Raw genomic sequence first — 12,608 nt, 5'->3', positions numbered from 1 at the left:
TGAAGGCCCCGCATGCAGTTTTTTGACCAGTCCGCCGTTGCCAGGGCCTTGCCCTATCCCGCATTGATAGATGCGCTGGCGCAGGGGCTGCAGACACCGATCGAATCGCCGCTGCGCAGCCACTTCGAGCCCAACCATGACGACAGCACGGTGCTGATCATGCCGGCCTGGAAATCCCACGAGGTCATGGGCGTCAAGCTGGTGTCGTTCTGGCCGGACAACGGCAGCCGGGGCAAGTCCACCATTGCTGCGGTGTATGTGCTGATGTCGTGCGTGGACGGCAGCCCGCTGGCGGTGCTGGACGGTACAGAGCTCACCCAGCGCCGCACAGCGGCCGTGGCCGCCCTGGGCGCGCGCATTCTGGCGCGCAAGGACAGCAAGACCCTGGCGGTATTGGGCACCGGCTCGCTCAGCGTGCCCATGGTGCTGGCGCACCGCAGTGTGATGGACTTCGAACGCATTGAAGTCTGGGGCCGCAACCCCGACAAGGCCCGCGCCGTGGTGGACATTCTGGCCCGCCAAGGTGTGGTGGCCCACGCCAATGCCGACTTGCAGCAGGTGGTGTCGCAGGCCGATGTGCTGTGTGCCTGCAGCGCGGCGGTGGATCCCTTCATCCGTAGCGAATGGGTGCAGCCCGGTACCCATGTGGGGCTGGTGGGCGCCTTCACCCCGGCCATGGCCGAGGCCGAACCCGCGCTGATGGTGCGCAGCCAGGTGTTTGCCGACAGCCGCGAGGCCATTCTGCAAAAGGGCGGTGAAGTGCTGCAGGCGATCCAGCAAGGCCTGATGGCGCACAGCGACATCCAGGGTGAGATTGCCGAACTGGCAGCCAACCCCGAGCGTGCCTGGCGCAGCAGCGCCGAGTCCATCACCGTGTTCAAGTCGGTGGGCTTTGCCGCACTGGATCTGATCGCTGCCCAATCTGTCGTACACAATGGGGCATGAACATTGCCATCATCGGGCTGGGCGAGGTAGGCCAGTGCTACGCGCAGGCCTTGCATCGGGCCGGCCATAGCCTGCAGCTGGTTGCACCCCGCCCGTCGTCTGCAGCCACGCAAATTGCCGCGGGGATGGGCCTTTCCATTTCCGCTAATCTGGCCGATGCGCTGAGCGGTTCGGACTGGATATTTTCCTGCGTGACCGGCTCGCAGGCGCTGCCTGTGGTGCAGAACATCGTGCGCCATGCGGCGACTGGCAGCACCGTATGCGACTTCACCACCGCTGCGGTGGATACCAAAAGACAGGCTGCGGCCCTGTGCGCAGCCAGCGGCATGCGCTATGTGGACGTAGCCATCATGGGCGCCATCGCGCTGGGGCGGGAGAAGACCCCGTTGCTGACCGCCGGTGAGGGCGCACAGGCGTTGGCCGATGCACTGCAGCGGGTCGGCAGCCGTGTGACCGTCATGGCGGGCGCTGCGGCTGGGGACGCCATCGCACTCAAGCTGTTGCGCAGCCAGTTCACCAAAGGGCTGGAAGCACTGAGTGTGGAGGTGTGCATGGCAGCCGAGCAGCAGGGCCTGCGCGAGGCGCTGTTCGAGCAATTGCAGGACGTGGACCACACGCCCTTGCAGACCTTTGTGGACATGCTGGTCAGCACCCATGTGCTGCACGCCCGGCGCCGCGCCGAGGAAGTGCGCGCCGTGGCGCTGTCGCTGGAGCAGGCGGGTTTGCCTTCGCTGGTGTTACCCGGTGTGGAGCAGCGTTTTCGCCGCACCGCCGACGCACTGGCAACCCAACCACCGCCGCAATCCGCACCCACGGCGCAAGAGGCATTGCAATGGCTGTTGCAGAACGAAGCGGGCAACCGGTCCGCATGACATGAACCCCACGCTCCCTAACCCGATCAGCCTGCAGTCCTTCAGCGACATCAGCCGCCTGCTGATCCTCAACACCGACAGCTACAAGACCTCCCACTACCTGCAGTACCCGCCGGGCACCAGCAAGGTGTTCAGCTACATCGAGTCGCGCGGCGGCGTGCATGACCGCACGGTGTTTTTCGGCCTGCAATACATCTTGAAGGAATACCTGACCAAGCTGGTGACGGCCAGTGATGTGGAACTGGCAGATGAAGTGTGTCGTGCCCATGGCGTGCCCTTCAACCGGGCCGGCTGGCTGCACATCGTGAATGTCCACCAGGGCCGCCTGCCGGTGAGAATTCTGGCGGTGCCCGAAGGCAGCGTGGTACCAACCCGCAACGTGCTGCTGACGATAGAAAACACCGACCCCGCCTGCTACTGGCTCACCAGCTTTCTGGAGACGGTGCTGATGCGCGTGTGGTATCCGATCACCGTGGCCACCAACAGCTGGATGTGCCGCCAGCTCATTCACAAGTACCTGGTGGAAACCGGGGACGAATCCTCCATCACCGGCAAGCTGCACGACTTCGGCGCGCGTGGTGTGAGCTCCATGGAGTCGGCTCTGATTGGCGGCATGGCCCATCTGGTGAATTTCCAGGGCACCGACACGCTGACGGCTGTGCTGGGGGCACGTGTGTTTTACGGCGCTGCCATGGCCGGTTTTTCCACTCCGGCAGCGGAACACAGCACGATTACCAGCTGGGGCCGCGACGGCGAACGCGACGCCTATGCCAACATGCTCCGGCAGTACGCCCAACCTGGCGCGGTGCTGGCCGTGGTGTCGGACTCCTACGACCTGGACCACGCAGTCAAGAAGATCTGGGGCCAGGAGCTGCGTCAGCAGGTGATGGACAGTGGCGCCCTGGTGGTGATTCGCCCCGACAGTGGCGACCCGGCCTCCATGGTGCTCAATACCATCAAGGCGCTGGATGCCTCGTTCGGTTGCACGGTCAATGCCAAGGGCTATCGCGTGCTGCAACATGTGCGCGTGCTCCAGGGCGACGGCATCACCATCCGCAGCATACGCACCATCCTGGCCAACCTGCAGTTCAACGGTTACAGCGCCGACAACGTGGCCTTCAGCCAGGGCGGCGCACTCCTGCAGATCGTGAACCGCGACGACCAGCGTTTTGCCATGAAGTGCAGCGCGGTGGAAGTCAACGGGGAGTGGCGCGACGTGTTCAAGGCACCGCGCACCGACCCGCAAAAGCGCTCCCGCGCCGGGCGGCAGACCTTGCTGAAAAAGGGCAGCGAATACCGCACGGAATTGGAAGGCAGCCCGGCCATGGCCAGTGCGCTGGAACAGGGGTTCAGCGTTGCCCTGCAGGTGGTGTTTGAGAATGGCAGCCTGTTGGTGGATGACACATTGGCCACTATCCGGGAGCGGGCCGAGGCTGCTGGAGGACAGTACAAGCCGGGGTATTTTTCTGCGGTCAGCTCTTAGGAATTCCTTGCCACGGGGCAGATTTGTGTAGGTCGATGACACTGGGGCAGATGATTCCGCGAATGTCCTCCGCCCTGCGGGCTCCCCCTTGATTTCGCTGCACCATCTGCCCCAGTGTCATCGACCGCCAGCACCGTTGGCACGCGATGTCTGAATACCTTGGGTACGCCAACTACATAGCAGCCTCAGGATGGCGTGGTGCTCAGCGCAGCGGCATCAAGGAGGAGGCCGAAGGCCGGGGGACAGCCGCGGAGCTGAGTACCACGTCAGCCTGTGGCCGAAGTAATCGCGCAAGTACCGTCACAAGCGATGTTGCTGTTTGAAGAATGCGATCGAACCTAGGTAATAGCGTGATCCCGCAACAACCGGTCCAACTCGGTCGGGTTGGACACCCAGAGCTTGTCAAAGACCTTGGCCCGATAACCCTCCACCACCCGCACTCCTATGTGCAACTCATCGGCCACCAGCTTGTTGGTCCAGCCATTGCGCACCAGCCGCGCCACATCCTTCTCGCGCGGCGTCAGCGTATCCCAGCGTGCGATCACTTCGCTGCGCCGGTGCAATAGCAGACTGAGCTCCTCGGCGCGCTGCATGGCCGCTGCCACCTTGGCCTGCAGCTCGCTCTCGGGCATGCCCTTGACCAGCCAGTCGAATGCGCCCCGGTGCGTGGCCGCCATGGCGGTGGGGATGTCACCATGGCCGGACAGGAACACCACCACCATCGGGCTGGATTGCTTCTGCAATGCTTCCAGCACCTGCAGGCCGGTCATGCCCTCCATGCGCAAGTCCAGCAGCACGCAGTCCGGTTTGTGCAGATTGGTTTGCCCCAGAAAATCTTCACCACTGGCATGCGGCTGCACCCGCAAGCCGCAGGCGGTGAACAGGGTGACCATGGACTCGCGCACACCCTGGTCGTCGTCCACGACGTGCAGCGTCAGATCGGGTTTGTATTCGGTGTGCATGGCAACTGGATGGTAAAGGTGGTGCCGCCCTGGGCGCGGTTCTCAAAGCTCAGGCGCCCGCCGTGGCTTTCCACGATGGTGCGGCAGATGCTCAGACCAATGCCCAGGCCTTCTTCCTTGGTGGTGACAAAGCTCTTGAAAATCTGGTCGGCGATGTCCGCCGGAATGCCCGGCCCGCTGTCGCTCACCTGCACCAGCACACCGGCACTGGACGACAGGGTCTGCAGCTCCAGCACGCGGGTGTGGGCCTCCTGCGCCTGCATGGCTTGCAGGCTGTTGATCACCAAGTTCACCAGCACCTGCTCCAGCAGCACGCGGTCGCCACGCACCGTGGCTAGCGGCTCCTGCAGGCGGGTGATCACGCGGGTCTGGCGCTGCCGTACCTCGGCTGCAACGAAGGCGAGCACGCTGCGCACCAGCGCGTTGACATCGCAGTCCTCCGCGCCACGGGTCTTCATGCGCACATGGTCCTGGATCTTGCGCACGATGTCGGCGGCGCGCTGCTTCTGCTGTTCAATGGCTTGCAGGCAGCCCTGCAGCTGGTCCATGACGCCGCGCTCCAGTAGTTTGCGTGCGGCGCTGGCATTGGCGCCAATGGCCAGCAACGGCTGGTTGATCTCATGGGCCAGCGTGGAGGCCATTTCGTCCATGATGGCGCGGCGCTGCACATGGCGCAGCTTTTCCTCCTGCTCCCGCTGGCGTGCGGCACTTTGCTTTTGCGCCGTGATGTCCACCACCGAACTCATCCAGCCGCTGTGCTTGCCGTCGGCGTCGATCAGGGGCGCGGTGTAGACCATGGTGTACACGTCATGTCCGTCGCGGTGGCGCACGCGGGACTCGAAGCCGGTCATGTCGGAGCGCCCGGTCAGCGCGGCCTCGTTGTCATGCCAGTGGCGCTCCATGTCCTCCGGGTGCCAGTAGGGGTAGGGTGGTTGCTTGCCCAGCAGCTCTTCTGCCGGGTAGCCGGTGATGTCGGTCAGTGCCGGGTTGACGTAGATGATGTGGCCCTCCAGGTCGCGTGCCCGCATGCCAACCAGCAGCGAGTCTTCCATGGCCTTGCGAAAGGCGTGGGCCTGGTTCAGATCCTGGGTGCGCAGGCGCACTTCTTTTTCCAGTTCGTCAAACTGCCGCCGGCGGGTCTGCCACAGCATGACGCCCAGCAGCAGCAGGCCGGCCGCCATGGCCGAGAGCGCCCAGGCACGGTTGCGGGCCTGGGTGACCGTGGTGTAGTCGGACGTGACGGTCAGGGTCCAGCCCAGATCGGGCAGGGATTCACTCACGGCCACAAACCGCCGCTCCTTGCCGGCCAGATGCGTACGCAGCAGCTGACCTCCGTCGTCCAGACTTTCGCGTTCCCACAGCAGGGGTGCCAGCACGCGATTCTTGCCATAGACCTCGTGCCGGGCCAGCCAGGCGATTTCCTGCGGGCTGAGCTCCCGTGAGGTGGTGTACATCCACTCCGGCACCGAACCCAGAAACAGGATGCCGCGTTCGTCCGACAAGGCAATGGGGCTGCCCGCATTGAGCCAGGTCTGCTGCACCTGGCGCAGATCCACCTTGACCACCACCACGCCCACGACACGGTCGCCGCTGCGCACCGGGGTGGAAATGAAGTAGCCCGGCACACCGGTGTTCTTGCCCACGCCATAGAACCTGCCGCCGCGCCCGGCCAGGGCGTCCAGGAAGTAGGGTCGGTTGGAGTAGTCCTGTCCAACAAAGCTTTGCGGGGTGTTCCAGTTGCTCGATGCCACCGTCTTGCCCTGGGCGGTCATCAGGTACAGCACGTCGGAGCCGGCGCGCCGGTTGATTTCTTCCAGATACAGGTTGGCACTGGCGGTGTCGCTGGTCTGCAGTGCGGCCAGCACTTTGGGATGCTGGGCCACGGTGAAGGGCAGGTAGTTGTACTGTGTGGTGGCGCCGCGCAGGGCCAGCGCATGCACTTCCACCACGCGCTTGAGCAGATCGATCTGCAGACTGGTTTCGCGGCGTGCGGCCAGCACGCCCGCAGACACGACCAGCGCCAGCGCTAGCAGTGCCGCGAACAACCCGGCCTGCCAGTGCCGGTTCTTGAGTGCCGCTGTCATTGGCATCGGATGGCCTTGGCAGTGCGGTGGGTCATTGCTGCAGAAATGTCATGGTCAACGCTTGGTAAAGTAACAAATCCGTCACAATCGCTGAGAGAGAATCCCCTACTTTCCGCCTTGTAGAAACCACTGCGCATGCTGAACCAGAAGACATTCTTTCCCCGACAGGTGGTTGAGGCCGGAGGCAATCGATGGGATTGGGCATTGTTACCTTTGGTTCTGGCCATCATCGTTGTCATGGCGTTTGGTGCGCGGCAGATGGTAACGCCTTACCAGGTGGGTGTGGAACTGCCCATCTCGCTGGATTTCACCTACCTTCCTTACTACTTGTTGCGCACCACCTTGCGCATGTTCATGGCGTTGGCGGCGTCGCTGGTGTTCAGTGTGGTGTTTGCGGTGCTGGCAGCCAAGTACCGCGCTGCCGAGAAGTTTCTGGTGCCCATGCTGGACATCCTGCAGTCCATACCGATTCTGGGCTTTCTGTCCATCACGGTGACCGGCTTCATTGCGCTCTTCCCCGGCAGCCTGTTTGGCGTGGAATGCGCCGCCATCTTTGCCATCTTCACCTCGCAGGCCTGGAACATGGCGTTCAGCCTGTACCAGTCGTTTCGCACCATTCCTTCGGAACTGGTCGAGGCCTCCAAGGTGTTTCAGCTGTCGGGCTGGCAGCGCTTCTGGCACCTGGACATGCCGTTTGCCATGCCCTCGCTGCTGTGGAACATGATGATGTCCATGTCGGGTGGCTGGTTCTTCGTGGTCGCCTCCGAGGCCATCTCGGTCTCCAACCAGAACATCAAGCTGCCGGGCATAGGCTCCTATATCGCAATGGCCATCGAGGCCAAGGATCTGGGCGCCATCGGTCTGGCCGTGGGCGCCATGCTGATCGGCGTGCTGCTGTATGACCAGCTGTTTTTCCGCCCCTTGCTGGCATGGGCCGACAAGTTCCGCTTCGAAGAGATTGGCGGCGCCCAGAACCAGACATCGTGGCTGCTGACATGGCTGCGCCGCACCGAGCGGCTGCAGACCATTGGCGATGGCATGGCCGTGCTGCTGCAAAAGAGCTTTGCCCTGTTTCGCCGCCATCATGACGGTACCTCCATCAAATCCCGCGTGTCGGAACCTTCACCCACCCTGGTGCGGGTATGGGATGCGGTGCTGGCGGCATTGATTCTTTTTGCGAGCTGGCGCCTGGCGGAGTTCATCCACGCCGAGGTGGGCTGGGGCGAGGTGGGCCATGTGTTCTTGCTAGGCTTCTACACGCTGCTGCGGGTCATGCTGCTGATCGGCCTGGCCGCACTGGTCTGGGTGCCCATCGGCATATGGATTGGCATGAACCCGGCCATTGCGGCGCGGGTGCAGGCGCTGGCGCAGTTCCTCGCTGCCTTTCCGGCGAATCTGATGTTTCCGGTGTTCGTGCTGGGCATAGTGCATTTCCACCTCACACCCGACATCTGGCTGTCGCCGCTGATGATCTTCGGCACCCAGTGGTATCTGCTGTTCAACGTGATTGCCGGCGCCTCCACCATCCCCACCGAGCTGCGCTTTGCGGCACGCAACATCGGGCTCAAGGGCTCGTTGCGCTGGCGGCGTTACCTGCTGCCTGCAGTGTTTCCCAGTTTTGTGACCGGCGCCATCACGGCCAGTGGCGGCTCGTGGAATGCCAGCATCGTGTCGGAATACGTGACCTGGGGCGACACCACGGTGCAGGCCCATGGCATCGGCAGCTATATCGCTGAGATGACTTCCGCTGGTGACTTTCCGCGCATCGCACTGGGTATCGGTGTGATGTGTGTGTACGTGATGTCGCTCAACCACTTTGTCTGGCGCCGGCTCTACCGCATGGCCGAAGACCGCATGCATTTCTAAGGAGCGCTTGTGAACCCCACCATCGTAGACCTCAAGGGGGTCGGCAAATCCTTCAGCTCCGCCGACGGCGCGCCACGCACGGTTCTAGATAACGTGGACTTTACGTTGCGTGAGCGCGAGATCGTGGCCCTGCTGGGGCAGTCCGGCTCCGGCAAGTCCACCCTGTTGCGCATCATGGCCGGGCTGGTCATGGCTGACCGTGGCGATGTGCTGTACCGCGGTCAACCGTTGTACGGCCCGGCGCGCGGCATCAGCATGGTGTTCCAGTCGTTTGCCCTGTTTCCCTGGCTGACGGTTCAGCAGAACGTGGAAATTGGTCTGGAGGCACAGGGTGTGCCTGCGGCTGAACGCGATGCGCGGGCACAGAAGGTGATTGACCTGATCGGCCTGTCCGGCTTCGAGGGCGCTTTGCCGCGTGAGTTGTCGGGCGGCATGCGTCAGCGTGTGGGCATCGCGCGCGCGCTGGTGGTCAACCCCGACGTGCTGTTGATGGATGAGGCGTTTTCCGCGCTGGACGTGCTGACCGGTGAGCGCTTGCGCGACGACATCCTGGAGCTGTGGGAGCAGGAGGAGATTTCCACCAAGGCGATTCTGGTGGTCTCGCACAACATCCAGGAAGCCATCATGATGGCCGACCGCGTGCTGATATTCGCCAGCGACCCGGGCCGGGTGCGCTACGAGATGCGCGTCGATCTGCCGCGGCCACGCGATGCCGACAGCGAAGAAGTGCGCATGCTGGTGGATGAGATCTATGCGGTGATGACAGCCGGTCGTGTACGTGCCGGCAAGGCCACCGGTGAGGTGGAGCCCATGCGCCTGGACGCACGCCTGCCCGATGCCGACATCGGCCTGGTGGAAGGTGTGCTGGAAAAGCTGATGGACGAGCCGTTCCTGGGCCGCGCCGACCTGCCGCAACTGGGCGAAGAGACCGAGCTGACCGACGAGGACCTGTTGCCGGCGGCAGAAGCGCTGGCTCTGCTGGAGTTTGCCGTGCTGGAAAGCGGCGACCTGTCCGTGACCGAACTGGGCAAGAGCTATGTGGCATCCCAGCACGACCAGCGCCAGGTGTTGTTTGCGCAGCAGTTGCTCAAGCGTGTTCCGCTGGCGGCGCACATACGCCATAGCCTGCAGCAGGACCCGGTGGGCGAGCTCAAGGAAGAGCACTTCCTGGATCTGCTGCGCGAGAGCATGGACAGCGAGGAGGCCGAACGCGTGCTCAAGGTGGCCATCGAGTGGGGTCGCCATGGCGAGGTGTATAGCTACAACTACAACACCGGCATGATCCAGTTGCCGGAGCCGGAAGCGGAGCATTGACTTCGGGGTACATGGTGGCTGGCGTGCAAGGGTTTCCCAGTCATCGCAGCCCACACTGTTAGCTGGCACTTCGTTGTGCGATGGCGCACAGAACGTGCTGGCTCGCCGTGCTACGCTGGCCGATGTCTTTCGCCCCTGTTACTCCGCCCAACGATCCTTTGCCGGAGCCGCTCTCGGTGCCTCCGCCGGAACCCCAGCGGGTTCTTTTGTATATGCCGGTCGACGTGCGCAGCGTATCGTTGGCGTTGCTGGCATTCCTCGGCTCCCTGTTCGCACTTCGCTGGGCCCAGGCGGTGGTGATACCTGTGCTCTTGGGCCTCATGATCAGTTACGCACTCAGTCCTTTGGTTGACCGTTTGGAGCGCTGGCGATTGCCTCGCGCGATTGGCGCTGCGCTGCTTATCGTCAGCCTGTTTGGTGCTGTCGGTTGGACCGCATGGTCAGTCAGTGACGACGCTGCCGCGTTGATAGAGTCTCTGCCGGAAGCGGCGCAAAAAGTTCGGCAAGCGCTGCGCGACCAGCGCGGCGCCAGCGAAACAACAATCCACAAGGTACAGCGCGCAGCATCGGAAATCGAGAGAGCCGCTCAGGAAGGCGGTGCCGCCGAACCCGCCACCGTGCGGGGTGTCACGCGGGTACGCATTGAACGCACACAGTTCGACATCAAGGACTATCTATGGGTCGGAACGCTGGGTCTGGCGGCATCTATCGGTGAGGCGATGGTCGTGGTGTTCATTGCTTTCTTCCTGCTTGCATCGGGCAACACCTTTCGCCGAAAGATGGTTCGCATTGCCGGACCCACCTTTGCGCAAAAGCGCATCACGGTGCAGGCACTGGACGAGATCACCGCCCAGGTCCAGCGTTACCTTCTAGCGCAGGCCTTTACCAGCGTGGTGGTGGGACTGGCCACCTGGGTTTTGTTCGGACTCATGGGGCTGGACCATGCAGCGGTTTGGGGTGTGGGCGCAGCACTGGCCAATCTGGTGCCCTATATCGGTTCCTTGGTGGTCACAGGGGGGGCGTCACTGGTCGGTTTCGTTCAATTTGGCAGCTTTCATATGGCACTGGCCATAGCGAGCGTGTCGATGGTGCTGCATACGCTGTCGGGTAACCTGCTCACACCGTGGCTTACCAGCCGCACCAGCCGGATGAATGCGGTAACGGTTTTCATCGGCGTGCTTGCCTTCGGCTGGCTATGGGGTGTCTGGGGACTATTTCTGGGTGTACCCATACTCACCACGATAAAGGCCGTCTGCGACCGCGTGGACGACCTCAAACCGATTGGAGAATTGCTGGGAGATTGAGCAGTTTCTCAATCGCTTCAGGGCCTCCTCGGATCCTGCGCTATGGCATCGCATGGGCCGGTATGGGATGCCTTGAATGCTCGACAACGCAACTGCGTGCGGCGTACAAACCCGCCCCACCCAAAAAGCCTGGACGGGCATGTCCAGAAACACGAAATACACAATATGGGTGTATGGTGAACGGATGCCCAACGCCGTGGTTATTTCACGACCCCACTGGATACGCAGCAGCCCGCTCACATGGGCCTTGCTGTGTTGCGCCATGTTGCTGGCAGGCTGCGCCACCCCGGTGACCGATTCTTCCCGTGCACAGGCAAGCAACACCAATCCGTATCTGCCGGTAAACCGCCTGACCTGGGGCGCCAGCACCAGCGCGGTGGAGCAGTACAGCGCCGAAGGTGCAGACCAGTACCTGGCCCGTCAGCTGCATCCATCGGCATCCAGACTGGCTCCTGAACTGCAGGCACAGATCGACAGCATGACCATCAGCAAGACGCCGGTGCTGGAGCTGGTGCAACAGATGGAGCAGATGCGCAAGGATACGGACGCCGTGGCGGTGGACGACGCCAAGAAGACGGCGCAGCAGGCCTACCAGCAGGAACTCAACCGGCTGCAACGGGAAGTGGCTACGCGCCATGTGCTGCGTGCGCTGTACTCGCCCAACCAGATTCAGGAGCAGATGACCTGGTTCTGGATGAACCACTTCAGCGTGCACCAGTACAAGAGTAACTTGCGCGTCCTGCTGGGTGACTACGAGGAAAACGCCATCCGTGCCCATGCGCTGGGCAGCTTTCGCGAGCTGCTGGGCGCCGTGGCCACACACCCGGCCATGCTGCGCTATCTGGACAACGACCAGAATGCCGCCGGGCATATCAATGAGAACTATGCACGCGAGCTGATGGAGTTGCACACCTTGGGTGTGGACGGCGGCTACAGCCAGCACGACGTGCAGGAACTGGCCCGCGTGCTGACTGGAAACGGTGTCAACCAAAGCACTACCAACCCCGGACTGAAGAAGGAACTGCAGGGGTACTACGTGCGCCGTGGGCTGTTTGAATTCAACCCGGCGCGCCATGACTTTGGCGACAAAGTGTTGCTGGGTCAGCCTATCAAGAGCAAGGGGCTGGCAGAGTTGAACGAGGCGTTGGACCGGCTGGCTCTGCACCCGTCCACAGCCCGCTTCATCAGCCGCAAGCTGGCGGTGTACTGGCTGGCGGATGAACCGCCCGCTGCGCTGGTCAACCGCATGGCCAAGGCCTTTGATCAGAGCAAGGGCGATATTGCGGCCACACTGCAGGTGCTGTTCACGGCGCCGGAGTTTGCCCGGGCGGCGCCCAAGTTCAAGGACCCCATGCGCTACGTGGTGTCGGCTGTGCGGCTGGCGTATGACCAGAAGGCCATTCTGAATGTGAACCCCATCTTCAACTGGCTCAACCGCATGGGCGAGCCGCTGTATGGCCGGGTCACGCCCGATGGCTATCCGCTGACCAGCCACGCCTGGGACAGCCCGGGCCAGATGGCTACACGCTTCGAGATTGCCAAGGCCATTGGCTCGGGCAGTGCCGGCCTGTTCAAGACCGATGGCCCGCAGGCGCAGGAGCGCGCGGCGTTCCCGCAACTCTCCAACGCCTTGTACTTCCAGGCCATTGCCAAGACCTTGCAGCCCGCCACGGCCAAGGCGCTGGACCAGGCCACATCGCCCCAGGAGTGGAATACCTTTTTGCTGTCTTCGCCGGAGATGATGTACCGCTAGGTACGGACCGACGCCACCGGAGTCT

The 12,608-nt window shown here is 62.8% G+C and carries 9 protein-coding genes; 7 read left to right on the top strand and 2 right to left on the bottom strand.

The features are described from left to right. Positions 1 to 12 precede the first annotated feature (12 nt). Genes lhpI through AC1RMF_RS04690 form a run of 3 tightly spaced genes read left to right on the top strand, consistent with a single transcriptional unit; the run spans position 13 to position 3,300 of the window. On the top strand, positions 13 to 945 hold the full coding sequence (gene lhpI / locus AC1RMF_RS04700; RefSeq protein ID WP_493139995.1) for a bifunctional Delta(1)-pyrroline-2-carboxylate/Delta(1)-piperideine-2-carboxylate reductase: 933 nt from the start codon (positions 13 to 15) through the stop codon (positions 943 to 945). Then, positions 942 to 1,817: an NAD(P)-dependent oxidoreductase gene (locus AC1RMF_RS04695; RefSeq protein ID WP_493139993.1), complete on the top strand. Its 876-nt coding sequence runs from the start codon at positions 942 to 944 to the stop codon at positions 1,815 to 1,817. Before lhpI ends, AC1RMF_RS04695 begins: the two co-directional genes overlap by 4 nt. 1 nt (position 1,818) lies before the next feature. Then, positions 1,819 to 3,300: a nicotinate phosphoribosyltransferase gene (locus AC1RMF_RS04690; protein WP_493139991.1), complete on the top strand. Its 1,482-nt coding sequence runs from the start codon at positions 1,819 to 1,821 to the stop codon at positions 3,298 to 3,300. 338 nt (positions 3,301 to 3,638) lie between these two features. On the opposite strand, the gene AC1RMF_RS04685 is transcribed toward AC1RMF_RS04690, so the two are convergent. Together AC1RMF_RS04685 and AC1RMF_RS04680 are read right to left on the bottom strand one after the other, a co-directional pair. Continuing rightward, positions 3,639 to 4,262, bottom strand: a complete 624-nt coding sequence (locus tag AC1RMF_RS04685) for a response regulator transcription factor (RefSeq protein ID WP_493139989.1) — start codon at positions 4,260 to 4,262, stop codon at positions 3,639 to 3,641. Then, complete coding sequence (locus AC1RMF_RS04680; protein WP_493139987.1) at positions 4,235 to 6,352, bottom strand: ATP-binding protein; 2,118 nt, start codon at positions 6,350 to 6,352, stop codon at positions 4,235 to 4,237. Before AC1RMF_RS04680 ends, AC1RMF_RS04685 begins: the two co-directional genes overlap by 28 nt. A 129-nt stretch (positions 6,353 to 6,481) precedes the next feature. On the opposite strand from AC1RMF_RS04680, the gene AC1RMF_RS04675 reads away from it, so the two are divergent. The 4 genes from AC1RMF_RS04675 (at position 6,482) to AC1RMF_RS04660 (ending at position 12,583) form a co-directional block, all read left to right on the top strand. After that, on the top strand, positions 6,482 to 8,212 hold the full coding sequence (locus tag AC1RMF_RS04675; protein ID WP_342616375.1) for an ABC transporter permease: 1,731 nt from the start codon (positions 6,482 to 6,484) through the stop codon (positions 8,210 to 8,212). Between the two features lie 9 nt (positions 8,213 to 8,221). After that, a complete protein-coding gene (locus AC1RMF_RS04670; protein WP_342616376.1) occupies positions 8,222 to 9,526 on the top strand; it encodes an ABC transporter ATP-binding protein in 1,305 nt (434 codons plus the stop codon). Between the two features lie 122 nt (positions 9,527 to 9,648). Beyond that, positions 9,649 to 10,830, top strand: coding sequence for an AI-2E family transporter (locus AC1RMF_RS04665; RefSeq protein ID WP_493139982.1), 1,182 nt, complete (start codon positions 9,649 to 9,651; stop codon positions 10,828 to 10,830). Positions 10,831 to 11,014: 184 nt separating this feature from the next. After that, positions 11,015 to 12,583, top strand: coding sequence for a DUF1800 domain-containing protein (locus AC1RMF_RS04660; RefSeq protein WP_493139980.1), 1,569 nt, complete (start codon positions 11,015 to 11,017; stop codon positions 12,581 to 12,583). The last annotated feature ends 25 nt before the right edge of the window (positions 12,584 to 12,608 follow it).

The sequence above is a fragment of the Rhodoferax sp. GW822-FHT04A08 genome, assembly GCF_058801025.1.
Note: the sequence above shows the minus strand (reverse complement) of the source record. Positions and strands in the feature narration are given on the sequence as shown.